Annotated in this window: 21 protein-coding genes; 12 read left to right on the top strand and 9 right to left on the bottom strand. The window is 62.2% G+C overall.

Annotation, left to right across the window (positions count from 1 at the left end; translation table 11 throughout):
• Window positions 1–63 precede the first annotated feature (63 nt).
• The 3 genes from EN850_RS26375 to EN850_RS26385 all read left to right on the top strand — a co-directional run bounded on the left by EN850_RS26375 (window position 64) and on the right by EN850_RS26385 (window position 3,641).
• Entirely contained in the window at window positions 64–819 is a 756-nt protein-coding gene (locus EN850_RS26375; RefSeq protein ID WP_127870864.1) for a DUF4142 domain-containing protein, read from the top strand.
• A 24-nt stretch (window positions 820–843) separates the two neighbouring features.
• Window positions 844–1,452 (top strand): general stress protein, encoded by a 609-nt coding sequence (locus EN850_RS26380; protein ID WP_136092601.1) that lies wholly within the window; start codon window positions 844–846, stop codon window positions 1,450–1,452.
• A gap of 80 nt (window positions 1,453–1,532) precedes the next feature.
• Window positions 1,533–3,641, top strand: coding sequence for a catalase (locus EN850_RS26385; RefSeq protein WP_127870862.1), 2,109 nt, complete (start codon window positions 1,533–1,535; stop codon window positions 3,639–3,641).
• Window positions 3,642–3,943: 302 nt separating this feature from the next.
• Here the strand turns inward: EN850_RS26385 and EN850_RS26390 are convergent, their stop codons facing one another.
• Entirely contained in the window at window positions 3,944–5,902 is a 1,959-nt protein-coding gene (locus tag EN850_RS26390; RefSeq protein ID WP_127870861.1) for an acetoacetate--CoA ligase, read from the bottom strand.
• A 204-nt stretch (window positions 5,903–6,106) separates the two neighbouring features.
• Between EN850_RS26390 and EN850_RS26395 the strand changes: the two genes are divergently transcribed.
• Complete coding sequence (locus tag EN850_RS26395) at window positions 6,107–7,960, top strand: AsmA family protein (RefSeq protein WP_127277036.1); 1,854 nt, start codon at window positions 6,107–6,109, stop codon at window positions 7,958–7,960.
• 75 nt (window positions 7,961–8,035) lie between these two features.
• Here the strand turns inward: EN850_RS26395 and EN850_RS26400 are convergent, their stop codons facing one another.
• From EN850_RS26400 to EN850_RS26425, 6 genes are all read right to left on the bottom strand, one after another.
• Window positions 8,036–8,854 (bottom strand): ABC transporter permease subunit, encoded by an 819-nt coding sequence (locus tag EN850_RS26400; RefSeq protein WP_136092602.1) that lies wholly within the window; start codon window positions 8,852–8,854, stop codon window positions 8,036–8,038.
• Window positions 8,851–9,819 (bottom strand): ABC transporter permease subunit, encoded by a 969-nt coding sequence (locus EN850_RS26405; RefSeq protein WP_136092603.1) that lies wholly within the window; start codon window positions 9,817–9,819, stop codon window positions 8,851–8,853. The genes EN850_RS26400 and EN850_RS26405 overlap by 4 nt, the downstream gene beginning before the upstream one ends.
• 10 nt (window positions 9,820–9,829) lie before the next feature.
• Entirely contained in the window at window positions 9,830–10,969 is a 1,140-nt protein-coding gene (locus EN850_RS26410; protein ID WP_136092604.1) for an ABC transporter ATP-binding protein, read from the bottom strand.
• A gap of 79 nt (window positions 10,970–11,048) precedes the next feature.
• Window positions 11,049–12,146 carry a polyamine ABC transporter substrate-binding protein gene (locus EN850_RS26415; protein ID WP_136092605.1) on the bottom strand — a complete coding sequence of 366 codons (1,098 nt, stop codon included), beginning with the start codon at window positions 12,144–12,146 and terminating at the stop codon, window positions 11,049–11,051.
• A 328-nt stretch (window positions 12,147–12,474) separates the two neighbouring features.
• Complete coding sequence (locus tag EN850_RS26420; RefSeq protein ID WP_135861898.1) at window positions 12,475–13,428, bottom strand: DMT family transporter; 954 nt, start codon at window positions 13,426–13,428, stop codon at window positions 12,475–12,477.
• A gap of 135 nt (window positions 13,429–13,563) precedes the next feature.
• Window positions 13,564–15,009 (bottom strand): XRE family transcriptional regulator, encoded by a 1,446-nt coding sequence (locus tag EN850_RS26425; protein WP_136092606.1) that lies wholly within the window; start codon window positions 15,007–15,009, stop codon window positions 13,564–13,566.
• Between the two features lie 236 nt (window positions 15,010–15,245).
• On the opposite strand from EN850_RS26425, the gene aceA reads away from it, so the two are divergent.
• The 3 genes from aceA to EN850_RS26440 all read left to right on the top strand — a co-directional run bounded on the left by aceA (window position 15,246) and on the right by EN850_RS26440 (window position 17,522).
• Window positions 15,246–16,535: an isocitrate lyase gene (gene aceA / locus EN850_RS26430; protein ID WP_127870858.1), complete on the top strand. Its 1,290-nt coding sequence runs from the start codon at window positions 15,246–15,248 to the stop codon at window positions 16,533–16,535.
• Window positions 16,536–16,596: 61 nt separating this feature from the next.
• Window positions 16,597–16,839 carry a hypothetical protein gene (locus EN850_RS26435; RefSeq protein ID WP_023766759.1) on the top strand — a complete coding sequence of 81 codons (243 nt, stop codon included), beginning with the start codon at window positions 16,597–16,599 and terminating at the stop codon, window positions 16,837–16,839.
• A 239-nt stretch (window positions 16,840–17,078) separates the two neighbouring features.
• Complete coding sequence (locus EN850_RS26440; RefSeq protein ID WP_135880998.1) at window positions 17,079–17,522, top strand: response regulator; 444 nt, start codon at window positions 17,079–17,081, stop codon at window positions 17,520–17,522.
• Between the two features lie 73 nt (window positions 17,523–17,595).
• On the opposite strand, the gene EN850_RS26445 is transcribed toward EN850_RS26440, so the two are convergent.
• Complete coding sequence (locus EN850_RS26445) at window positions 17,596–18,312, bottom strand: HAD family hydrolase (RefSeq protein WP_127870856.1); 717 nt, start codon at window positions 18,310–18,312, stop codon at window positions 17,596–17,598.
• Between the two features lie 148 nt (window positions 18,313–18,460).
• Between EN850_RS26445 and EN850_RS26450 the strand changes: the two genes are divergently transcribed.
• The 3 genes from EN850_RS26450 to EN850_RS26460 all read left to right on the top strand — a co-directional run bounded on the left by EN850_RS26450 (window position 18,461) and on the right by EN850_RS26460 (window position 22,457).
• Window positions 18,461–19,897: a glutamine synthetase family protein gene (locus tag EN850_RS26450; protein ID WP_167531254.1), complete on the top strand. Its 1,437-nt coding sequence runs from the start codon at window positions 18,461–18,463 to the stop codon at window positions 19,895–19,897.
• A gap of 6 nt (window positions 19,898–19,903) precedes the next feature.
• Window positions 19,904–21,190 (top strand): FAD-binding oxidoreductase, encoded by a 1,287-nt coding sequence (locus EN850_RS26455; RefSeq protein WP_136092607.1) that lies wholly within the window; start codon window positions 19,904–19,906, stop codon window positions 21,188–21,190.
• Window positions 21,191–21,575: 385 nt separating this feature from the next.
• The gene (locus EN850_RS26460; protein ID WP_189524533.1) at window positions 21,576–22,457 is read left to right on the top strand and encodes an SH3 domain-containing protein; all 882 of its coding nucleotides are present in this window, start codon (window positions 21,576–21,578) and stop codon (window positions 22,455–22,457) included.
• Between the two features lie 19 nt (window positions 22,458–22,476).
• Here the strand turns inward: EN850_RS26460 and EN850_RS26465 are convergent, their stop codons facing one another.
• Entirely contained in the window at window positions 22,477–23,223 is a 747-nt protein-coding gene (locus tag EN850_RS26465; RefSeq protein WP_127870853.1) for an SDR family oxidoreductase, read from the bottom strand.
• Between the two features lie 309 nt (window positions 23,224–23,532).
• Between EN850_RS26465 and zwf the strand changes: the two genes are divergently transcribed.
• Complete coding sequence (gene zwf / locus EN850_RS26470; protein ID WP_136092608.1) at window positions 23,533–25,005, top strand: glucose-6-phosphate dehydrogenase; 1,473 nt, start codon at window positions 23,533–23,535, stop codon at window positions 25,003–25,005.
• Complete coding sequence (pgl, locus tag EN850_RS26475) at window positions 24,987–25,703, top strand: 6-phosphogluconolactonase (RefSeq protein WP_136092609.1); 717 nt, start codon at window positions 24,987–24,989, stop codon at window positions 25,701–25,703. Before zwf ends, pgl begins: the two co-directional genes overlap by 19 nt.
• Window positions 25,704–25,755: the final 52 nt, after the last annotated feature.

Consider the following 25,755-nt stretch of genomic DNA (forward strand, 5'->3'; position numbering starts at 1 on the left):
GAACAAAGCCTGCAGGCGCTTGTTAGGCACACAGCACGATGTGTGCCTAACAAGGATCTATTCATGAAAAATCGGCTGTTACTGGCCGCGCTCGGCGCGGCCACGGCAATCACCTTTGCCATGCCTGCCCTGGCCGCGGACAAGGCGCAGGACTTCATCGACAAGGCGGCGTCCGGCGGGATGTTCGAGGTGGAATCGAGCAAGATCGCCGAAGGGAAGGCGCAGGATCAAAGCGTCAAGGACTTCGCCCAGAAGATGATCGCTGATCATGGCGCGGCCAATGCTAAACTCGAGACGATCGCCGGCGAGCAGAAGCTGCAGGTGCCGTCGGCAACGGACGCCAAGCACAAGAGCGATATTGACGCTCTGCAAAGCGCGAAGGATCCGGTCGACAAATCTTACGTGCAGATGCAGCGCGATGCCCATGCCGATGCGGTGAAGCTGTTCGACGGCTACGCCAAGGACGGCGACAACGCGCAGTTGAAGACGTTTGCGCAGCAGACCTTGCCGACGCTCAAGATGCATCAGGACATGATCGAGAAGATCGCTTCCACGATGGATGACAAGTCTTCCGCGACGGGTTCGACGACCCCTGCCGTCACCACGACCGACACGGCAAATCCGTCCGCCCCGGTGCCGGGCGCCAACAGCTTCACCGAAGATCAGGCCAAGAGCCGCATCCAGGATGCCGGCTTCTCGGATGTGTCCGCGTTGAACAAGGACGAACAGGGCATCTGGCGCGGACAGGCGACCAAGGACGGCAAGAAGACGGCCGTCGCGCTCGACTACCAGGGCAACGTCGTTGCCGGCACCAACTGAACAGCAAATCTGGAGATCTTGACCATGAAAACCGTGACCGGACTTTTCGACAATTATGATGACGCTTCCGATGCTGTCGGCGAGCTGGAGGCAAGCGGAGTGCCGCACGCCGATATCAGCATCGTCGCCAACAATTCGACCGAATGGTACGACGGGGATGACGACCGCTCCAATGCCGCCGAGGATGCCGCCAGCGGCGCGGGTGTGGGTGCCGTCATCGGCGGTGCGGGTGGCTTGCTGGCCGGGCTCGGCATCGTGGCCATTCCCGGCGTCGGCCCGGTGGTGGCCGCCGGCTGGCTGGCCGCCACTGCTGTCGGCGCCGTTGGAGGCGCTGTCGTCGGCGGAGCTGCCGGCGGAATCGTCGGGGCACTGACGGAGTCCGGAGTCCCAGAAAGGGATGCCCATGTTTATGCGGAAGGTGTGCGCCGTGGCGGCACGCTGGTGACAGCCAAGGTCGATGATCAGTTGGCTGGCCAAGCCGAGCGGATTCTCGGACAAGCCAATTCGGTCAATCTGGAAGACCGCCGCAGCGCATACGAGGCCGACGGCTGGACGGGTTTCGACAGCAGCGCCAAGGCCTTCACACCCGATGAGATCGAAAGCGATCGCGGGCGCTACGCCAATCGCCCTTGATCCCCTCGCCCGCCGCCAAAGGCGGCGGGGGAAAGTCTGCCGCGCGCAAGCCCGCATCGAAGCTCGAAGGAACACGCTAAATGGCCAAGGCACCACGCCGCAACGGCAACACCGCCGCTATTCACGATCAGACCTTGACGAGAGGTGATGGCGGTGAATTGCACCAGCGCGCCGAAAGCGACGGCGCGGTATTGACCACGGCCCAGGGCGGACCGGTCTCGGACGATCAGAACTCGCTGAAGATCGGACCGCGAGGACCGACGGTCCTCGAGGATTTCCACTTTCGCGAAAAGATTTTCCACTTCGACCATGAACGCATACCCGAGCGGGTCGTGCACGCGCGCGGCTACGGAGCGCATGGCTATTTCGAGACCTATGACTCGCTCGCCAAATACACCCGGGCCGACATTTTCCAGCGCGCCCGCGAGAAGACGCCAGCCTTCGTCCGGTTCTCGACGGTTGCCGGGTCGAAGGGCTCATTCGATCTGGCGCGCGACGTCCGCGGCTTCGCGGTGAAGCTTTATACGAAGGAAGGAAACTGGGACATTGTCGGCAACAATATACCGGTTTTCTTCATCCAGGACGCGATCAAGTTTCCGGACATGGTGCATGCCGTCAAGGAAGAGCCCGACCGGGCGTTTCCACAGGCCCAGTCCGCACACGACAATTTCTGGGATTTCATCTCGCTGACGCCAGAGTCCATGCATATGATCATGTGGGTCATGTCGGACCGCGCGATCCCGCGTTCCTTCCGCTTCATGGAAGGGTTTGGGGTGCACACGTTCCGGTTTTTGAACGCCAAGGACGAATCGACATTCGTCAAATTTCACTGGAAGCCGAAATTCGGCCTGCAGTCGGTGGCCTGGAACGAGGCGGTGAAAATCAACGGTGCCGACCCGGACTTCCATCGCCGCGACCTCTGGCAGGCCATCCAATCCGGCAATTTCCCGGAATGGGAACTCAGGGTTCAGCTCTTCGACCAGGATTTCGCCGACAGCTTCGATTTCGATGTCCTGGATGCGACCAAGTTAATTCCGGAAGAGGTGCTCGAGCCGATCCCGGTCGGCCGCCTGGTGCTCGACCGCATGCCCGACAATTTCTTCGCCGAAACCGAGCAGGTGGCGTTCATGACGCAGAACGTCCCGCCTGGGGTCGACTTTTCCAACGATCCTTTGCTGCAGGGCCGGAACTTCTCGTATCTCGACACGCAGTTGAAGCGCCTGGGCGGCCCGAACTTCACGCACATCCCCATCAACGCGCCGAAGTGCCCGTTCAACCACTTCCAGCAGGATGGGCATATGGCCATGCGCAATCCTGTGGGCAGGACAAACTACCAGCCAAATTCATTCGATGAAGGCCCGAGGGAATCGCCTCAGCGCGGCTTTCGTTCCTTCGCCGACGCCGAAGCCGGACAAAAACTACGCCTGCGCGCCGAGAGTTTCGCGGACCATTACAGCCAGGCGCGGCAGTTCTTCAACAGCCAGACCCCGCCCGAGCAGCGGCACATAGCGATGGCTCTGACCTTCGAGCTGAGCAAGGTCGAGACACCGGTCATACGCGAGCGAATGGTCGCCCATCTCATGAATATCGACGAAGGACTTGCCGTAACCGTTGCCGACAGGCTGGGCATCAAGGAATTGCCCAGACCGGCGGACGCCGCAATCGTGCCGAGGAACGATCTCGCACCGTCGCCGGCGCTCAGCATCATCCAGAACGGACCGGAAAGTTTCGCGGGCCGCAAGGTCGGCGTGCTTGTCAGCGCGGGCGCGGATGCCGCGCTTCTGAAGCGGCTGCAATCGGCGGTCGAGAAGGAGGGAGCCACCATGGAAGTGGTCGCCCCCAAGGTCGGTGGCGTCGAGGCCAGCGATGGAAGCTGGATCGAGGCCCGGCATATGATCGACGGCGGTCCCTCCGTCCTGTTCGACGCCGTCGCCCTCGTCCTGTCGGACGAGGGGGCGCAACGGCTGACCGGCGAGGCAGCGGCGCGCGACTTCGTCGCCGACGCATTCGCCCACTGCAAGTTCATCGCCTTCACGGCCGCTTCTGTGCCGCTGCTGCAGAAAGCGGGCGTCGACCCGAAGGCCGATGAGGGCATGATTGACCTGACCGACCCCAAAGCTGTTGCCGGCTTTGTGGAATCATGCCGCAAACTCCGTCTCTGGGGGCGGGAAATGGCTGTAAAACTGTGATCAGCCTGCGCCCTTCTGCGAGCCGAGTGCACCGACGAAGCCTTGGGAAGAGACTGCTCCGGTAAAAGAAAAGGCGCCCAAAGGACGCCTTAAGAGATGGGATTGCTGTCACAACGGGGGCTTGAGCTGAATTCAGCTCCTCGGGGGCTGAGGAACGGGATTTCTCCCTCAAGTTACATGCGACTATCGACGCCGGCCCTTAACAAGTCCTTACCGGGTCGCCAAAAAATTTACGAATGTGTACCACTCGTGAAATCTAGGTAAATTCGCGCGACATATTTCGTTAACCATGCCGGTTGCGGTCACTGCGCAAGTTGCGGCAGGTTCCTGAATAGCTCCAGCGCTTCCGGGTTGGCGAGCGCTTCCTTGTTCTTGATGGCGCGGCCGTGCACGACATCGCGCACCGCAAGCTCGGTGATCTTGCCCGACTTGGTGCGGGGGATGTCCGACACGGCGACGATCCGGGCCGGAACATGGCGCGGGCTGGCGCCGGTGCGGATCTTGGCGCGGATGCGTTTTTCCAGATCCTCGTCGAATTGGACACCAGCGGCCAGCCGCACGAACAGCACGACGCGCACGTCATTGTCGAAATCCTGGCCGATGCACAGCGCCTCCAGGATTTCGGGCATCTGCTCGACCTGGTTGTAGATTTCCGCCGTGCCGATGCGCACGCCACCTGGATTGAGCGTCGCGTCCGAGCGGCCGTGGATGACCATGCCGCCATGACCGGTCCATTCGGCGAAATCGCCATGGCACCAGACATTGTCGAAACGCTCGAAATAGGCGGCTTGGTATTTCTTGCCGTCGGGATCGTTCCAGAAGCCGATCGGCATGGACGGGAAAGCCTTGGTGCAAACCAGTTCGCCCTTCGCCTGCCTGACCGGCTTGCCGTCATCATCCCAGACGTCGACGGCGAGGCCGAGGCCCGGCCCCTGGATCTCTCCTGTCCAGACCGGCTCGATCGGCACGCCGAGCACGAAGCACGAGACGATATCGGTGCCACCGGACACCGAGGCCAGGTGCACATCCTTCTTGATGCCGTCATAGACGAAGCGGAAATCCTCGGGCGAAAGCGGCGATCCGGTGGAGGAGATGGCGCGCACCGTCGACAGATCATGGCTGCGGATCGGCTTGAGACCGGCCTTGCGCACCGAATCGATGAACTTGGCCGAAGTGCCGAAGAAGGTCATCTTCTCGGCATCGGCGAGGTCGAACAGCACATTACCGTCGGGATAGAAGGGTGAACCGTCGTAGAGCAGCAGCGTGGCGCCGGAGGCAAGACCCGATACCAGCCAGTTCCACATCATCCAGCCGCAGGTGGTGAAGTAGAAGAAGCGGTCGCCATCACCGAGGCCGGCATGCAGCCGGTGTTCCTTGGCATGCTGGATCAGCGTGCCGCCGGCCGAATGGACGATGCATTTGGGAATGCCGGTGGTGCCGGACGAAAACAGGATGTAGAGCGGATGCGAAAACGGCAGCCGCTCGAAGGTGACTGGTTTGACGGCGAAGGGCGACAGCGCCTCTTCCATCGCCACGGCCTTGTCGATGGTATCGGCAACATCCGCGGATGTGCCGAGATAGTCGACGAGCAGAACCTTGCGGACGCTGCCGAGCCTGGCCGCGACCGCCTTGACCTTGTCGGCGACCTCGATCGCCTTGCCATTGTACCAATAGCCGTCCGGCGCGATGAAGACGACAGGCTCGATCTGGCCGAACCGGTCGAGCACACCCTGCTCGCCGAAATCAGGAGAACAGGATGACCACACCGCCCCGATCGAGGCCGCGGCCAGCATGGCGGCGACGGCTTCGGGCATGTTGGGCATCATTGCCGCGATACGGTCACCCTTCTTCACCTTAAGCGACAGGAAAAGCTGCTGCAGGCGCGAAACCAGGCCATGCAATTCGTTCCACGACAGCCGCCTCTCGACCTTGTCCTCGCCGCGAAAGACGATTGCTTCGCCGGCACCGGTCTTCTTCAGAAGGTTTTCGGCGAAATTCAGCGACGCGTCCGGGAAGAACGAAGCGCCGGGCATCTTGCCGCCATCAAGTAGCAGTCGCTCGCCCTTGTCGCCTTCAAGTCCGCAGAAATCCCAGACGAGATCCCAGAACGCCTCCCGGTTCTCGACCGACCAGCGATGAAGATCGGTATAGGACGAGAACGGACTGCCGGTAGTCGTTGCCGCGGCCTTCATGAAGGCGGTCAAGGGGGAGGCATCAATCTGGTCTTGCGTCGGGGTCCAGAGCGGTACTTCGCCAGCCATGATCGATCCTCCCACGGTCGCCATCGCTTATGCATATCGCAGCGCAGCAGAGCAAGATTTTGTTGGGCCGATGCGCCCAGGTGTGCGCAAATGCCATCGCTGGGCCATAAAGACTTGAAATGCGTCAGCCCTAAGTCGTAGTGACGACAGGGTTACACCCGTCGGACGATCGGTTTTTATCGGAATGGAAGCATACGGGGCTATATGCCATCATCCTTGATCCGCCGCGGAGTGTGGGCGATCGGCGTTGCCGCCATCGTCATCGCGCTGGTGGTCGCGGCCCTGCCGCTGATCGCCTCGACGCGGATCGTGCGTGACCGCATCGCGTGGGAGTTAAGCGCCTGGAGCGGCTTTCGAGTTGCCATCGAAGGGTCGCCGCGCATCGAGGTCTGGCCGAAATTCCGCGCGATCCTGACCGATGTGACACTGTCGAAGTGGACCGACGGCGATGCCCCGCCGGTCGTCGAAGCCGAAAGGGTCGAGGTTGACCTCTCGGCCATGGCGGCATTGCAGGGCGATGTGGCGTTTTCCACGGCACGGCTGGTGCGGCCGACAATCCGGGTGCAGCGCACGGCGGATGGCCTGTTCCTGCCCACGGCGCCGACGGGCGGGCGCATCGCGCGCTCCATCGACGCGGCTCGCGGCGTGGTCAATGCCGACCCCGCCAAGCCCGATCTCGACAAGCTGCCAGCCGACACTTTCGGCACCGTCGAGTTCAGGGATGGCCGCATGGTGGCGTCCGTCAACGGCAAGGATGTGGAGATCCTGAGCAGTCTTAGCGGCCAGGCCACCTGGGCGGCGATGAACAGCAATGCGACACTGTCCGCGACCGGGATCTGGCGCGGCGAAAGCGTGACGGTGGATGCCGCCTCGCCGAGACCGCTGGTGCTGTTTGCCGGGGGCACGGCGCCGCTCACCCTGTCCTTCAAGGCAGCGCCCGCCACCTTCTCCTTCGACGGCACCGCCAGCATGTCCGAAAACGCCTATTTCGACGGCCAGGTGAAATTCGCGGCCCCATCGCTGCGCCGCGTACTGGAATGGTCGCAGGCCGGCATCGCGCCGAGCGCGGCAATCGGCTCGGTCAGCATTTCGAGCAAGGTCACGGCGTCGGCCGGCCGCATCAAATTCGAGAACACGGCGCTGGCGCTGGACAATAACCCGGGCATGGGCGCGCTGGACGTGTCGCTCGGCGAGACGCAGCCGGTGATTTCGGGCACGCTTGCCTTCGACACGCTCGACCTCAGGTCGTTCCTGTCCGCCTTCACGCCACTGGGACCGGCGACCAGCGCCGAGCCGGGCCAGGTCGACACGAGTTTCGCCGACCGGGTCAACCTCGATCTCAGGTTGTCGGCGGCCCATGCCACGGCGGGAAGCATCCAGCTTGCCGATGTCGCGGCCACCGCCCAGGTCAAGGACGGTCTTTCCGTCTTCGATATCTCCGACGCCTCGGCTTTTGGCGGCAACGTCCAGACCAGCCTTCGCTTCGACCGCAAACCCGAAGGCACCCAGGTCGAGATCCGGCTACTGGCCTCCGACGTCGATGGCGGCGCGTTCGGTACCGCGGCCGGGATGACCCGGCTGGTGCCGGTTGGCACGGGCACCGTTTCGGTCATCCTCAAGGGACCGGGAAGGACCTGGGATTCGATCTTCGAAAACGCCGACGGCTCGGTCTCGGCGACCTTCGGCCCTGGCGCGCTCAGCAAGTTCAACCTGCCGGCGTTTCTCAAGCATACCGAACAAGGCGGCTTCTTCGCGCTCGACGACGTCTCGGACGGGACGCTGCCCATCGATGGCGCCGAAGTGAAGGCAACCATTTCGAGAGGTGTGGCGAGACTCGACAAGGCAGAGGCCAATTCGGCGAAATACAAGATCTGGCTTTCCGGCATCGCATCCTACGCAGGACGCGGACTGGCACTGTCGGGCGGTGTTATCCAGCCGGATCAGCCTGCAACGCAAAAAACTGGCCAGCAAGGCCCCAACCAGTCGTCGTTTTTCGTCGGCGGAACGTGGAGCACGCCGTTCATTTCACCCATCAGCCGCGGCGTTTCGGGCGAATAAACGCGGCTTCCGCCGTGCTTTCGCTTGGCTGAGGATGACCTTGAGAAAGCCGGCTGCCACTTTTCGGAATCATGCTCACCCGCGTTGCGCCGCCTGTTCGTCGAGCTGGCGCTGCACCTCACGCCGCTTGTTGGCGAGCGAAGCGATGATCACGCCGACCGCGACGACGGCGATCAGGATGGTGCAGGCGGCGTTGATCTCCGGTGTCACGCCGAGACGGACCTGGCTGTAGATCTTCATCGGCAGCGTGGTGGCGCCCGGTCCGGAGGTGAAGCTGGCGATGACCAGATCGTCGAGCGACAGCGTAAAGGCCAGCATCCAGCCGGATACGATGGCCGGCAGGATGACCGGCAGCGTGATCTGGAAGAAGGTCTTCGCCGGCGTTGCGCCAAGGTCCATCGCCGCTTCCTCGAGCGAGCGGTCGAAGGAGACCAGGCGCGACTGCACGACGACCGCCACGAAGCACATTGTGAGCGTGATGTGGGCGAGCGTCACGGTAAAGAAGCCGCGGTCGAGACCGACCGCAACGAAGAGCAGCAGCAGCGAAAGGCCAGTGATGACTTCCGGCATCACCAGCGGCGCAAAGACCATGCCGGAAAACAGCATCCGGCCCCTGAACCGCGTGTAGCGCGTCAGGGTGAGTGCCGCCAGCGTGCCAAGCACGGTCGCGACCGTGGCCGAAATCACGCCGACGCGCGCCGTGACCCAGGTGGCGTCCATCAGGCCCTGATTGTGGAACAGGGACACATACCACTTGGTTGAGAAGCCGCCCCAGACGGTGACAAGCTTGGATTCGTTGAAGGAAAAGACGATAAGCAGCACGATCGGCAGGTACAGGAAGGCAAAGCCCAGCACGATCGAGGTGACGTTGAAGCGGCTCCAGGTGGTGTTCATTTGTCCTGCTCCTGGGCCTTGGCCTGTGCCTGCTGGAAAAGCATGATCGGCACCGTCAGCAACAATAGCAGGATGACGGCGACGGCCGAAGACACCGGCCAGTCGCGATTGGCGAAGAACTCGTTCCACAGCGTCTTGCCGATCATCAGCGTCTGCGAGCCGCCGAGCAGATCGGGGATGACGAATTCGCCGACGGCCGGGATGAACACCAGCAGGCAGCCGGCAATCACGCCCGGCAGCGACAGCGGGAAGGTGATCTTCCAGAAGGCACTGGTCGGTGGGCAGCCGAGGTCCTTGGCCGCCTCGATCAGCGAATAGTCCATCTTTTCCAGCGACGAATAAAGCGGCAGCACCATGAACGGCAAATAGGAATAGACGATGCCGATGAAGATCGCCGTATAGGTGTTGAGGATCACCAGCGGCTGATTGATGATGTGCAGCGACAGCAGCAACTGGTTGAGCAGGCCCTCGGGCTTCAGGATGCCGATCCAGGCATAGACCCGGATCAGGAAAGAGGTCCAGAACGGCAGGATGACCAGCATCAGCAGTGTCGGGCGGATCGTGGCCGGGGCGCGCGCCATGCCATAGGCGATGGGATAGCCAACCAGCAAGGTCAGCACCGTCGAGACGGCAGCGATGACGACGCTTGTGAGGTAGGCCCTGAAGTAGAGCGCGTCCTGCGTCAGCCAGACATAGTTGTCGAAGTTGAGGTCGCGAAAGCCGGCGAAAAAGCCGGCAACACCGTCTCTGAAGTCGAGCACCGGCGTGTAGGGCGGCATCGCGATCGCCGTCTGCGACAGCGAAATCTTGAAGACGATGACAAAGGGGATGAGGAAGAAGAACAGCAGCCAGAGGTAGGGGACGATGATGACGAGCCGGTTGACGAAGCCGGCGCCCAGCCGTGTCAGGAACGGTTTGGCGGCAGTCGAAGGCGCGGCGGCGTGGGTGACAGCGATGTTGGACATGGCCGCCACCTTAGCGTGCCAGCACGACGCCGGCGTCGGGCCGGAAGGACACCCAGGCGCGATCGTTCCAGGTCAGCGGGTCCTCGGTCACGCGCGCCGCGTTCAAGGCGCTTGCCCGCACGATCTGCCCGTCGTCCAGCCTGATGTGATAGACGGTCATGTCGCCGAGATAGGCGACGTCGTAGACCTCGCCTTCCAGCGCGTTGACGGCATCGGCCGGCTTCTTCGACGACACCTTGATCTTCTCCGGCCTGATGGCGAAGACGATATCGGCATTGGCGGCGGCGGCGCCGCCATTCTCGACGACGATCTGGGCTCCGCTCGATCCGGTGATGCGGGTGGTGTTGGCCGACCGCTCGGCGACCTTGCCCTCGAACATGTTCACGTTGCCGACGAAATGAGCCACGAAGCGCGACGCCGGCGCTTCATAGATTTCCGCCGGCGTCGCAACCTGCATGACCTCGCCCTTGTCCATGATGGCGATGCGATCGGCCATGGTCATCGCTTCTTCCTGGTCATGGGTGACGACGACGAAGGTGAGGCCGAGCTCTTGCTGCAGATCCATCAGTTCGAACTGGGTCTCCTCGCGCAGCTTCTTGTCGAGAGCGCCCAGCGGCTCGTCGAGCAGCAGCACCTTCGGGCGCTTGGCGACCGAGCGGGCGAGCGCGACACGCTGGCGCTGGCCGCCGGAGAGTTGGTGTGGCTTGCGCTTGGCGAACTGCTCGAGCTTGACCAGCTTCAGCATGTCGGCAACGCGCTTTTCGATATCGGGCTTGGCCATCCCTTCCTGCTTGAGGCCGAAGGCGATGTTGTTCTCCACCGTCATATGCGGGAACAAGGCATAGGACTGGAACATCATGTTGACTGGCCGGCGATAAGGCGGAATGCCGCGCAGATCCTGGCCATCGAGCAGGATGCGGCCGGCTGTCGGTTCCTCGAAGCCCGCAAGCATCCTGAGCAGGGTCGACTTTCCGCAGCCCGAGGCACCGAGCAGGGCGAAGAATTCGCGCTCGAATATGGTCAGCGACAAATTGTTGACGGCGGTGAAGTTACCGAACTTCTTGGTGACGTTGTCGAACTGGATATACGGCCTGGCGTTCGGGTCGTTCCATGGCGCGAAATCCCTGCGGATGCTGCCAAGCGATTTCATATCCCCACTCCGTCGTACTTTTGATGCCCCAAAAGAAAAGCGACCCCAGCAGTTGGCTGCCGGGGTCGTGTCATATGGCTTACTGACCGGTGACGATCTTGGTCCAGGTGCGCGTGATGATTCGCTGGGTCTTGGGATCGTAAGGCTGGATGGTATAGAGCTTCTGCAAGGTCGCGGCGTCCGGATAAACCGAAGGATCGTCGAGCAGCGCCTTGTCGACGAATTGCTGCGATGCCTTGTTGCCGTTGGCATAAAGGACATAGTTCGACGATTTGGCGATCACTTCCGGCGTCATCATGTAGTTGATGAATTCGAGCGCCTCGGCGACATGCGGCGCATCGGCGGGGATCGCCATCTGATCGAACCACATCTGGGCGCCTTCCTTCGGCACGGAATAGCCGATTTCCACGCCTTGCTTGGCCTCGACCGCGCGGTTGCGAGCCTGGAACACATCACCCGACCAGCCGACCGCCAGGCAGATGTCGCCATTGGCAAGCGCGTTGATGTATTCGGACGAGTGGAACTTCCTGATGTAGGGACGGATCTTGAGAAGAGCTTCCTCGGCCTTGGCGATATCGTCAGGCGAGGTGCTGTTGGGGTCCAGACCGAGATACTTCAGCGCCGCTGGTATGATGTCGGACGGAGAATCCAGCACATAGACACCGCAATCCTTCAACTTGGCCAGGCTGTCCGGATTGAAGAAGGTATCCCAGCTGTCGATCTTGTCGGTGCCGAGCGCTGCCTGCACTTTCTTGGTGTTGTAACCGATGCCGACCGTGCCCCACATGTAATTGACCGAGTATTCGTTGCCGGGGTCGTATTTGGCGGTGCGCTCCGTGACCGTATCCCACATGTTGGAGAGGTTCGGCAGCTTAGACTTGTCGAGCTTCTGGAACACGCCGGCCTGGATTTGGCGGGCGAGGAAACTGCCGCTCGGCACGACGACGTCGTAGCCGCTGCCGCCGGCGAGCAGCTTGGTTTCGAGGATTTCGTTGGAATCGAAGGTGTCGTAAACGACCTTGATGCCGGTCTTCTTGGTGAAATCATCGATGATCGAACTGTCGATATAGTCCGACCAGTTGAAGACGTTGACGACGCGGTCCGCGGCGTGACCGGCTGGCATCGAAAGCGCCAGAAATACCGAGGTTGCCGAAAGCCAGAGCGCTTTGCGGATCATGCTATTCTCCTTTGGTGAGTGTTCCATTGCCGGCGCGTCGCGACATGCTCGCGCGGCCGGGCATTTGCTTCAGACTATTGAGCTTTCCGGGGGCCGACAAGCGCCAACCGGCACGCCGCCCGCGGCCACCAGGTTGTTCGGGGCGGGAAGGAATTGCGGTGCCGTCAGAAGCTTTCGCCGCCGCGCGGACAGAGATACAAGAATGTGGTCCGGTCTCGATCGAGCCGCCGGGGAGACTTGGCAAGATACGCCTGTCTTGTTGTTGCCGTAGTCCCAGCCTGCCCGGGCGGCAGCGACATTGTCAATGGGCAAAGCTTCGGCGCCGGCATCAATTAGGCGAAGGCACTCCGGTGACCCCAGCCCGCTGCGGCCGCGCCTGGCGTTTGAATTCGAGCCCGATATGGACAAGCAGCGCCGTGACCACCACCGCGCCGCCTATGATGGTGCGCCCGGACGGCACCTCGGAATGGATGAGCCAGACCCATATCGGCCCCAGGATCGGCTCGAACGTGCCGAGCAGTGCCGCGATCGCCGCCGGGATCAGGCGCGCGCCGGTGGCGAAGAAAGCAAGGCCAAGGCCGAGATTGACCACACCAAAGACGAAGAGAAAGCCCATGTCGCCGGCCGATACCGTGAAGGTCGAGGCCTGCGAGGCAGCGAAGCCCGCGGCCAGGATCGTGCCGAGACAGGTCGCCGGCGTCATGCGCACGCTGGAGAAGCGCCGGGTGATGACGGTGGCGGTCGAGAACATGAATGCGATCAGCAGCGCCAGTCCGTCGCCTATGGGCGAGACGGAGCCGTCAAGAGATTCAGACACCATGATGGCGACGCCGGCGATGACGGCGGCAATCGCCATCCAGGTTGCGACGGTTACTCTTTCGCGAAACAGCGCCCAGGCAAACAGGGCCGCCAGGAGCGGCACGCCAGCCTGCATCAGGAGGATATTGGCGACTGTGGTATAGGCAAGCGCCACGACGAACGAGGTCGACGCAATGGCGAAGCAGAATCCCACCGCAATGCCCGGCAGGCCCATGTCCCGGAACGACTTCACCATGCCGCGCCAGCCGTCACGCCAGGCCATGAAGCAGAGCAGGAAGGCGGCAGCCCAGACTGAGCGCCAGAAGATAACCGTCCAGCTGTCGCCAACGCTGATGAAGCGGGCGATGGTGCCGCCGAAACTCCACATCAGCGCCGACAGGAAGACCAGCAGCATGCCGACGCGTTCCTCGCGCGGCGAGACTGTCGCGGTAGCAAGGCCGGGCGATGATGCTGTGTCTGTCATGGCGCGACTGTCGAGCTTTTGTGGACGGGACGATGCGCAAGGGGCGACAATAAACTGCTCTGTTCGCGTAACGCAAAGACTTGGGCCGCGGGTGATCCAGAGACCGGCGACGATTGTGGCACCTTTGCTGCAGCGTTACTGGAAATCGAACGCGCTCAGGCCGGTCACCATCTCGTCGAGGCCGAGCGGTCTGGTCACCGGCGGCTCTGCGCGCGCCAGGCAGCCGACACGCTCGCAAAGCCGGCAGGCCGGGCCGACTGGCGTCGCCGCGATGCCCGCCCCTACCTTTGCACCGACTGCCGTGCCGGGCAGGGCCGCACCATAGACCATGTCGTCGCGAAAGCCGATGTCGCAGCCGAGCAGCAGTGCCGTGCGGCGCGGGCGTTCGGAGAACGCTCCTTGCGGCCCCTCCAGGGTGCGGGCCATGCATAGGAACTCGGCGCCGTCGGGCATTTCCACCGCCTCGACGAAGATCTGGCCGGGCTGGGTGAAGGCGACATGCACGGGCAGCTTGGGACAGCCGCCGCCAAACCGGCTTTGCGGAAACCCCTGGCTGCCGGCCTTGCGAAAGCGGTTTCCGGCATTGTCGACCTCCAGCATGAAGAAGGGCACGCCAGAAGCCCCTGGCCGCTGCAGCATGGTCAGCCGGTTTGCCGCTTGCTCGAAGGAAACGCCAAAGCGCGAGCGCAGGACGTCGATGTCGTAACGTGAGCGAATAGCCGCCGCGTGAAAGGGCTGATAGGGCATCATCAGCGCATGGGCGGCATAGCGGCCGAGTTCGAAGCGGGCAAGGCGGCGCGCCTCGTCCGTACCCAGTCTCAGCGCCTGAATCTCGCCGGCGACCGCGACCGTCATGCGGATCAGGCAGGCCTCCATCGCGACTTCACGCAACTGGTCGAAAGGCGACAGGCGCTCGGAAAGGAACAGGCGCTGCGAATGGCGGTCGTAGCGACGGCGCCAGTTCGGCATGGTGGCGACCGGCAGAACCTTGACCACGATGCCGTATTCGCGCTTCAGCCATGCCTTCAAGGCGCCAGACAGGTCGTCACCGGGATCAAGCACCGAGGTGAACGCCTCGGCCTCTTCCTCGAGCGAGGAAAAATGGTTCGGTCGCCGCTCGAAAATCTCGTGCACCTCGTCGATCGGCAGGCGGGCGCCGGAGAGCGCGGTCGCCCGCCCTTCGCGCGCCAGAAGCTCGTTGAGGTCGGACAGCCGCTCGGCCTGCTCGCGATAGGCGCGGAACAGTTTTATCACCGCGGCGGAGGCATTGGGCGCCGCCTCGGCAAGCTCGATCAGTTCCTGGTCTCCCGGCAGTTCGCCGACAAGCAACGGATCGGAGAACACCTCCTTCAGGGCAGCGACCGAGCCCCTCGCCTCGCCCTGCAGCTCATGCGGATCGACCTTGTAGACGGAGGCCAGCTTCAGGATCAGTTGCACCGTCAGCGGCCGCTGGTTGCGCTCGATCAGATTGAGGTAGGACGGCGAGATGCCGAGCCCCTCGGCCATCGCCGTCTGGGTCAGGCCCTTGGCGCTGCGGATGCGGCGAATACGCGGCCCGGCGAAAATCTTCTGATCAGCCATCGACTATCCTTGACAAGATTTACACGACATCCGCCGCAATCCCAAAGCCGCTTTCCTTTACAGGATTGACAAATTTACAGTGCCTTCCTGTCAAACACAACACAGATTTTCTCTTATATCCGACCGGTTTTCCTAATTTTTCTGGCTCATCTCGCGCCAAAATGTAAATTCAGTCACATAGAAGCGCCCCAACAAATTGGCGCGCAGACATCATACAGAACCCTCCGGAGTGACCAATGACTGATTTTTACAACCTCGTTCCCTCGGCGCCTGAAGGTCGCTTCGACGGCATTGAACGCCCTTATTCGCCGGAGGACGTGAAGCGGCTGCGCGGTTCGGTGCAGATCAGGCAGAGCCTTGCCGAAATGGGGGCCAACCGGCTGTGGAAACTCATCCACGAGGACGACTTCGTCAACGCATTGGGCGCCATGTCCGGCAACCAGGCGATGCAGCAGGTGCGTGCCGGGCTGAAGGCAATCTATCTATCGGGCTGGCAGGTTGCCGCCGACGCGAACACCGCCTCGGCGATGTATCCCGACCAGTCGCTCTATCCGGCCAATGCGGCGCCCGAACTGGTCAAGCGCATCAACCGCACGCTGCAGCGCGCCGACCAGATCGAGACCTCCGAGGGCAAGGGGCTTTCTGTCGAGACCTGGTTCGCACCGATCGTTGCCGACGCCGAAGCCGGCTTCGGCGGTCCGCTCAATGCCTTCGAGATCATGAAGGCATTCATCGAGGCGGGCGCCGCCGGCGTCCACTATGAGGACCAGCTGGCGTCGGAGAAGAAGTGCGGCCATCTCGGCGGCAAGGTGCTGATCCCGACCGCGGCGCATATCCGCAACCTCAACGCGGCGCGGCTCGCGGCCGACGTGATGGGCACACCCACACTGGTCGTGGCACGCACCGACGCGGAGGCGGCAAAGCTGCTCACCTCCGATATCGATGAGCGCGACCAGCCCTTCGTCGACTATGATGCCGGCCGCACGGTGGAAGGCTTCTACCAGGTCAGGAACGGCATCGAGCCTTGCATCGCACGGGCCATTGCTTACGCGCCCCACGCCGACCTGATCTGGTGCGAGACCTCGAAGCCCGACCTGGCGCAGGCCAAGAAATTCGCCGAGGGTGTGCGCAGGCACCATCCGGGCAAGCTGCTCGCCTATAATTGCTCGCCGTCGTTCAACTGGAAGAAGAATCTCGACGACGCCACGATCGCCAAGTTCCAGCGGGAACTAGGCGCCATGGGCTACAAGTTCCAGTTCATCACGCTGGCCGGCTTCCACCAGCTCAACTACGGCATGTTCGAACTCGCCCGCGGCTACAAGGCGCGGCAGATGGCGGCCTATTCCGAGTTGCAGGAAGCGGAATTCGCCGCGGAAGCCAATGGCTATACCGCGACCAAGCACCAGCGGGAGGTCGGCACCGGCTATTTCGACGCCGTCTCGATGGCGATCACCGGGGGCCGGTCATCGACCACCGCCATGCATGAATCGACCGAGCACGCGCAGTTCAAGCCGGCAGCGGAGTGAGTTCGCAAAAAGACGACCAACAGAGGAACGCCCGAGAGGGCAAGGACATAGGAGAAGACCAATGGCATCGATAAGCCGTGTCAAGGAACGGGCGGAAGAGCAATCGACCACGATGAGCGTCGACCAGCAGGCGACGATCCGCATGCTGGCCAACGATCTGCACAGGCTGAACCAGTCGGTGATGAAGGCCGTCGAGGCGGGCGTCTCGGTGGAGCTCGTGCGCTCTGCAAGGCACCATGGCGGCGACGGCAATTGGGGCGATCTGCTGATCCCGGTGATCGTCACGCAGCAGAGCCACAGCTGATCGGAAATGGTCCAGGCGACCCTTCACCTGCGCAATGTATGCGCAGGTGAATTTTATTTTTACGTAACCAAGCCATGGACAGAGCAGTACAGTACTGTTGCTTGAATCCACTGTTGTGGAGAGTGCCATCCGGTTCTTTTATTTCAACTTGACATAGGGTCCGATCTCACGCCAATTGTCGCCCAGATTCAACTCTGCATTGAAATAGGGGCGAACTTCTTGGCCGACTTGGGTGCCCCGTGAAACGAGACGGCGAGACCGCAAAACATGTGAATCTGGTGACCCGGGATTCAAGTACCGAGACGATCCACGATCTCTCCCGGGTGCTTGTCGTCGGGAAGTCGCCGATCAACCGTGTCGTGGTATCGAAGATCGTCGAGCGATCCGGACTCAGACCAATCTCGGAATCGCCTGATATCGCGGCGAAAACCTTGCGAACGCTAGTGCCGGGCGCGATTGTGCTCGACGGCGGCCCCGACAACAAGGATTGCGACAACCTGATGCCCGGCATCGAAAAATTGCGCCGGGCCTCGGGCAAATCACTTCCTCCCGTGATCCTGCTTTCAACCAAGAACGGCACGCCGGAGAGCCTTGGCCTGGCGAATATCATCGATGCGGTGGTGGCCAAGCCGATCACGCCCGAACGGCTGCAACCGGTGATCGATCGTCTGATCAGCCGCTGAGGCAATTGCGGGAAAGTCGTGCAGCGGTTTTTCCCTCCGGAATTATGCAAAAAGCAAATAATCGAAGTCGCGATCAGCCCGGCTTCGCGATGCTTTCTATCAGTTCCGGCAATTGGCCGAGATCCGATATCTGGCGGAAACGCGGCTCGGCAACTGGCGCCTCGACGTGTTCGAGCACCCAGGTCAGTTCGTGTGGCACATGGACACCCCAGCCGCCGGCCTCGATGGCGGGCACCACGTCCGACTTCAGCGAATTGCCGACCATCATGCTCCTTGCCGGACCATCGCCATGGCGGTTGAAAAGGCGCGCATAAGTCGCGGCGGTCTTGTCGCTGACGATCTCGACGGCGTCGAACAGGTCGCCCAGACCGGAGCCGACCAGCTTGCGCTCCTGATCAAACAGATCGCCCTTGGTGATCAGGACGAGGCGGAAGGTGCCGGCGAGTTTCTCGACCGTCTCGCGTGCATGCGGCAACGGCTCGATCGGATGGCGCAGCATCTCGCGCCCGGCGTCCAGAATCTCCGCTATGACCGAAGCCGGTACGCGCCCGTCGGTGACCTCGATCGCCGTTTCGATCATCGAGAGCGTAAATCCCTTGATCCCGAAACCATAGATCGCAAGGTTGCGCCTCTCGGCCTCCAACAGCCGCGCCGATATCTGCTTTTCCTCGCCATGATCGGCCAGCATGGCGGCAAAGCGCTTTTCTGTCGTGCGGAAGAATTGTTCGTTCTGCCAAAGCGTGTCGTCGGCATCAAAGCCGATCGTGGTCAGTTCGCTGCTGGTTCGCATCGCCGGCTTCTCGATTGCGGGAAGGCGCCAAACCTAAGCCGACCGGCAGGCGGTTTTCAACCTGCACCGGCAATTGCCGGCGGCGGCTCCCCTTCCCTTCCATCACGCGGCACGGCTATACTCCGAAATCCGCAACCCAATCTGGTGAATGATGCCGCCTGCAAAAAAGGAAGTCCGTCCGTCGAGCCGCGGAGGACGGGCGCGCACGCCTGCCTTTGTGAAAAACCTGCGTGGTGTGAAGAACTGGAAGGAAGTCAGCGATTGGCTGGAATGGCGCGGCATCGAGGATATCGAATGCATCACGCCTGATCAGGCCGGCGTGGCGCGCGGCAAGATGATGCCGTCGAAGAAATTCACCTCCAACACCTCACTGGCGCTGCCCTCGGCCGTCTTCATGACGACGATTTCCGGCGGCTATCCAGAGGACGGCAACGGCTTCCACTATCCGGAAGACGACGGCGACCTCAAGCTGATGCCGGACCTGTCGACGCTGACAGTGGTGCCATGGGAAGAAGACCCGACGGCGGCCGTCATCTGCGACCTCGTCCACCAGGATGGTCGCTCGGTCGAGTTCACGCCGCGCAATGTGCTGAAGCGCGTCATTGCCGCCTACGACAGACTTGGGTTGAAGCCGGTCGTCGCGCCCGAGATCGAGTTCTACCTCGTGCGCAAGAATCCAGACCCGGACTATCCGTTGACCCCGCCCGTCGGCCGCTCCGGGCGCGCGATCGGCGGCGGCGCCGGCTATTCGATCGCCGGCGTCAACGAGTTCGACGAACTGATCGACGACATCTACCATTTCTCTGAAAGCCAGGGGCTGGAGATCGACACGCTCATCCACGAAGAGGGCGCCGGCCAGCTCGAGATCAATCTGCGCCATGGCGACCCGGTCGAACTTGCCGACCAGGTGTTCATGTTCAAGCGCACCATCCGTGAGGCGGCTCTCAAGCACGAGATCTACGCGACCTTCATGGCCAAGCCGATCCAGGGCCAACCGGGCTCGGCCATGCATATCCACCAGTCGATCATCGACAAGAAGACGGGCAGGAATATCTTTTCGGCCGAGGATGGTTCCGAAACCGAGGATTTTTTCCATTTCATCGGCGGCATGCAGAAGCACGTGCCGAACGCGTTGGTGATGTTCGCGCCCTACGTCAATTCCTACCGGCGGCTGACGCAGGCGGCATCGGCTCCCGTCAACAACAAATGGGGCTACGACAACCGCACCACGGCGTTCCGCGTGCCGCGTTCGGACCCCGCGGCGCGGCGCGTCGAGAACCGTATTCCGTCCTCCGACGCCAATCCCTACCTGGCACTTGCAGCCTCGCTCGCCTGCGGGCTGATCGGCATCACTAGGAAGATCAAGGCCGAGCCGCCGGTGCTGACGACCGCCAACGCCGACGAAATCGACCTGCCGCGCAGCCTGCTCGAAGCCGTCGACCTGTTCGAAGGCGACGAGGAACTCTGCGCGTTGCTGGGCAAGTCCTTCGCCGCCACCTATGCAGCGATCAAACGTGCGGAATTCGAAACGTTCATGGAAGTGATCAGTCCGTGGGAGCGGGAATACCTGCTGCTCAACGTCTGACCAGTCATGAACTATCAGTCCCCAATTTCTCCCGGCCGCTCCTGGTATGAGGACACTGCCGGCCCACGGCCTGAATATCCGGTGCTCGATGGCGACCGGACCTGCGATGTCGTCATCATCGGTGGCGGCTTTACCGGCCTGTCGGCAGCGGTTCATTTGGCCAAGGCCGGAGCGGACGTGGTGCTGATCGAGGCGCATCGCTTCGGCGACGGCGCTTCCGGGCGCAATGGCGGCCAGCTCGGCACCGGCCAACGCGCCTGGGCGGAGGATCTCGAGGCCGAATATGGCCTTTCCCGCGCCAAGGCGCTGTTCGATCTTGCCGAAGAGGCCAAAGCCCACCTGCTCGAATTCGCCGCCATCAACCACATCGATATCGACTACATACCGGGTCAGCTTTCGGTTGCGCACAAGCCGCGCTATGTCGACGACTACAAGGCGCATGCCGAACTCATGGCCGGCCGTTTCTCCTACCCGCACATCTCATTCATGGATGCGAAAGAGACCGCGGAGCGGCTGGGTTCGAGCGCCTATTTCGGCGGCACGCGCGACACCGGCACCGGCCATATCCACCCGATGAAACTGGTGATCGGCACGGCGCGGGTAGCGGCACAAGCCGGCGCGCACCTGTTCGAAGGGACGCCATCAACCGGCATCATCTCCGCCGGCGGCAAGGTCAGAGTTTCCACACCGAGAGGGACGATCTCGGCGGAGAAATGCCTGATCGCGGTCAATGCCTATGGCGGAACGCTCGAGCCGGTGAGTGCCGCGCACATCATGCCGATAGGATCCTTCATCGGCGCGACCGTGCCGCTGGGGTCGGATTCGAAAGTGCTGCCAGGGGGCGAATCGGTCGACGATTCCCGTTTCGTCGTGCGCTATTTCCGCAAATCCCGGGATGGCCGGCTGCTGTTCGGCGGACGCGAGGTCTATGGCGTCAACGATCCAAAGGATATCCACATCCATATTCGCCGTCAGATCGCAGAGCTCTATCCGGCGCTGAGCGATGTCGAGATCACCCATGGCTGGGGCGGTTATGTCGGCATCACGGTGCCGAGAAAGCCGTTCGTGCGCGAAGTGATGCCGAATGTGATCTCGGCCGGCGGCTATTCGGGTCACGGCGTGATGCTGTCCAACTTCTTCGGCAAACTCTATGCCGAAACCGTCACAGGTAACCGCGACCGGCTGAAGCTGATCGAGGACCTGAAAATTCCGCCCTTTCCTGGCGGCCGCCGGTTCCGAGCGCCGCTGCTTTTCCTGGCGCTCAACTGGTTCGCGCTGCGCGACAGGATTTAATGCGTCGCGCAAAAGTGCCCTCGCCCAGGACGAACGACGAGCATCAAAACAGATCTAAAGTGCGTTGTTATAAGTCCGGTTCGAGGCGACGTGCTTCAGGCAGGGATCGGATCGCCGTCATCTGATGCGATCACGATCTCATGTAATATTGTAATATCCATGTAACATTTGTTGCCCGGGCGACACATTGCGGAATTGCCGGCGAAGGCGCAGAATCCTCGGTAATGGCGTACTGATGCCACAATCGCGGACGAAAGGTCCGCATCTGGGCGATTGTTCGGGGATTGTTGCGGGCCTGCCCGCGTTTTGGGACCGATGCTGATCGAACGCATGATTTGCGAGATTTGATCGAAAGAACACCGGCCCGCTTATGGAGGTGGCAAGAGTGAGAGAGCCCTTCAGTTTCGGTGCTCCGGAACGTCGGCGCTTTGCCATGCAGTTCGGCTATGACATGCGCCCGTCATTCTGGCAGGGTGTCCGTTCGAACTCGCACCTGGTCATTGCCGCGGTCGGCACCGCCGCACTGCTTGGCGTTGCCGCGGTTGCACTCTGGCTGGCATTGCCGACCAGCGAGAGGCAAGCGGCCGCCAGCCCCGAGCAGAGCATTCCGGCCATTCCAGTGAAGACGACGAAAGTTTCCCCTTCGGGGACTACGGTCACCGCAGCTGCCGTGACACCGCAGGCGGAGCGCAAGTCCAGCCAGGTGTCACCGATCATGGCAGCGGCGGCGGGCAACATACAAGCGCTTGCGGCCAATGATCCCCGCTGGACCGGGGCACAGCCAAAGGCTGCCGCCGCGGCAGCTGATCCCGATCAAGCGGCTGCCCCCAGCCAGATAGCCAAGCAGCCCGAGCCGTTGCCTGACAAAACAGCGGCATTCGCCCAATCGTCTACCGATACCGATGCCACCGACGAGCTTGCCAAGGTCGCAGCGCCGAGCCCGCCTGCGAACAGCAGCAATCCCGATGGCGCGCAGACCGCCGGCATTCCGGAGACGCAGCCGCAAGTACCGGAACAAAAACCTGCAAATGCACAAGGCGAAGATAACGCAGCCAAGGCGAAGCCGCGCAAGGTGGCTGCGGCGGGCAGCGGCCGTATTCTCAGGACTGTCACCATGCGCAGTGCTCCGAAGAAGGGCGCAGCCTCCATCGGCACGGTGCCTGCCCGGACTTCAGTGCAACTGATGGGCTGCAAGCAGTGGTGCGAGATCGTCTACAACGGCAAGCACGGCTGGGTGTACAAGAGCTACGTCAAGCCCGACGCGTAACACCCGACGATCGCCGCATTCAGATGCAGCGCCCGCCATCGACTTCCAGCGCCACGCCGGTGATGAAGGCGGCCTCGTCCGAGGCCAGCCATAGAGCCGCATTGGCGATATCGAGCGGGGTCGACAGCCGGCCGAGCGGGATCGAGGCGCGGAATGTCTCGCGGATTTCGGGCGTATCGGCGCCCATGAATTTCTCCAGCATGCCGGTCTCGCCGGCGACCGGGCAGAGGCAGTTGACGCGGATATTTTTGGGCGCGAGTTCCACTGCCATCGATTTGGTGGCGGTGATCGCCCAGCCCTTCGAGGCATTGTACCAGGTGAGGCCAGGCCGTGGCCGCAGGCCCGCGGTGGACGCCGTGGTCAGGATGACGCCGCCGCCCTGCCGCTCCATGATCGGTATGACGGCAAGGGCGGCGTGATAGATCGCCTTCATGTTGACTGAGGTGATCAGGTCGAAGGTTTCCTCGTCGACCTTGAGCATATCGCCGTTGCGATGGGTGAACCCGGCATTGTTGACCATGATGTCGATGCGGCCGAAGGCGCTTTTGGCCGCATAGACCATCTCGTCGAACTCGGAGCGCAACGAAACATCGGTCTGCGTCCAGATCGCCGCCGCTCCGATCTCGCCAGCGACACGTTCCGCCCCCTTGGCGTTGAGATCGGCAACGACGACCCTGGCGCCCTCTTGCGCAAAGCGCTTGGCCATGCCTTCGCCGAAGCCGGATGCCGCACCGGTGATAATAGCGACCTTGTTTTCCAGACGCATGCGTCTAACGCTCCTTGGGTTCATCGCGCAGCCTGCACGAAAGGGCTGACAGCCCGGCCGGCGCCGGCACATACAGCGCCGATTTCTCCCTTAGCTTTCGTCACATTCACGTTCTATGCTGCAAGTGCGAAAGCTTCCGGAGTCTTCGTTCATCGACAAGCCTCCCGGCGGCGCCAGTGTCAAGCGCACAGGTGGATCCAATCGATCTCCAGCGATTGGTCCTCGATGTGACACCATGGCACTGGAAAATTTAAATCGATTAGAATATATCAGCCGCGTACTCGCGACCGGCGTCAAAGCGGACAGACCATGACCAGCCAGATCATCCCCGTCGACCCTTTCGACTTCATCATCTTCGGTGGTACCGGCGACTTGTCGGAGCGCAAGCTGCTGCCGTCGCTCTACTACCGGCAGCGCGACCATCAATTCTCCGAGCCGACGCGCATCATCGGCACGTCGCGCTCGAAAATGAGCGACGAGGAGTTCCGGGCCTTCGCCAAGCAGGCCATTTCGGACCACGTCAAGCCGGCCGATATCGATGCCAAGGAGTTGAAGACCTTCCTGGCAAGGCTTTCCTACGTTCCGGCCGATGCGACGAACGGCGCCGGCTTCGACAAGCTGAAAAAGGCGATCGGCGAAAGCGATCACATCCGCGCCTTCTACCTGGCCGTTGCGCCGGCGCTGTTCGGCGATATCTCGCACAAGCTCAAAGAGCACAATCTGATCACGCCGAATTCGCGCATCGTGCTGGAGAAGCCGATCGGCCGCGACTTGGCCTCAGCGCAGGCGCTCAACGACCTGGTCGGCGACGACTTCCACGAAAGCCAGATCTTCCGCATCGACCACTATCTCGGCAAGGAGACGGTGCAGAACCTGATGGCGCTGCGCTTTGCCAATGCGCTCTACGAGCCGCTGTGGAATTCCGCCCATATCGACCACGTGCAGATCACCGTCGCCGAGACCGTCGGCCTGGAAGATCGCGTCACCTATTACGACAAGGCAGGTGCGCTGCGCGACATGGTGCAGAACCACATGCTGCAGCTGCTTTGCCTCGTCGCCATGGAGGCGCCGTCGTCGATGGACGCCGACGCCGTGCGCGACGAGAAGTTGAAGGTGCTGCGGGCGCTGAAGCGCATCAACGGCAACGAGGCGCCCAAGCACACCGTGCGTGGCCAGTATCGTGCCGGTGCGTCGGCCGGCGGACCCGTGAAAGGTTATGTCGAGGAACTCGGCAAGGACAGCAACACCGAGACCTTCGTCGCCATCAAGGCCGAGATCGGGACCTGGCGCTGGGCCGGTGTTCCCTTCTATCTCAGGACCGGAAAGCGGCTGGCGACCCGGGTTTCGGAAATCGTCATCGAGTTCAAGCCGATCCCGCATTCGATCTTCGGCGACAGCGGCGCAGGACCGATCTTCGCCAACCAGTTGGTCATCCGGCTGCAGCCGGACGAAGGCGTCAAGCAGTTCATCATGATCAAGGATCCAGGCCCGGGCGGCATGCGGCTGCGCCAGATCTCGCTCGACATGAGCTTCGCGCAGTCTTTCGACGGCCGCGCGCCGGACGCCTATGAGCGGCTGATCATGGATGTCATCCGTGGCAACCAGACCCTGTTCATGCGTCGCGACGAGGTGGAAGCCGCCTGGAAGTGGATCGACCCGATCCAGAATGCCTGGGAAGGCGCCAAGCAGGAAGCACAGGGCTATACGGCAGGCACATGGGGGCCGTCGGCCTCGATAGCGCTGATCGAACGTGACGGGCGGACATGGCACGAGAGCAATTGAACAGCGCCAGATACAACTGGAATGCCTTTCCCGACCGTCCGCAACTGGCCTCGGCGCTGGCTTCAAAGGTGGCCGATCGCCTAGCGAGGGCGATCGACCGGCGTGGCACGGCGTTACTGGCTGTCTCCGGCGGCACGACGCCGGCAAAGTTCTTTGCCGCGCTCTCCGCGGCGCCGATCGCCTGGGACAAGGTGATCGTGACGCTGGTCGACGAACGCTTCGTGCCGGCCTCCTCGCCGCGATCCAATGCCGGGCTGGTTGCCGCAAACCTGCTCCAGAACGCGGCCAAGGCAGCCCGTTTCGTTCCGCTCTACCACGAGGCATCAGGCATCGAGGATGCCGCGGCTTCCGATGATGCGGCATTGCGATCCCTGCCCTGGCCGCTCGATGTCGTGATCCTGGGCATGGGACCGGACGGCCACACCGCCTCGTTCTTTCCTGACGCCGACGATCTGCCGAGGCTGCTCGACCCGGCCTCCGACAGGATGATCCTGCCCGTCCATGCTAAAAGCGCCGGCGAGCCGCGGCTGACCCTGACGCTCGCCCGCATCATCGATGCGGGTTTCCTCGCCTTGCACATAGAGGGCGAGGACAAGCGCATCGCCTTCGACAACGCTGTCGCGCCCGGACCGCGCAAGCCGATCCGCGCCGTGCTCGACGCATCGCCCAGGCCCGTGGAGGTTTTCTGGGCGCCCTGACTTCAAGTTTACAAGTGGTCCCGGCAACGGCGGGAGGATGTTTCCGGGACCT

It is taken from the genome of Mesorhizobium sp. M8A.F.Ca.ET.207.01.1.1, assembly GCF_004794715.1.
GTDB lineage: Bacteria > Pseudomonadota > Alphaproteobacteria > Rhizobiales > Rhizobiaceae > Mesorhizobium.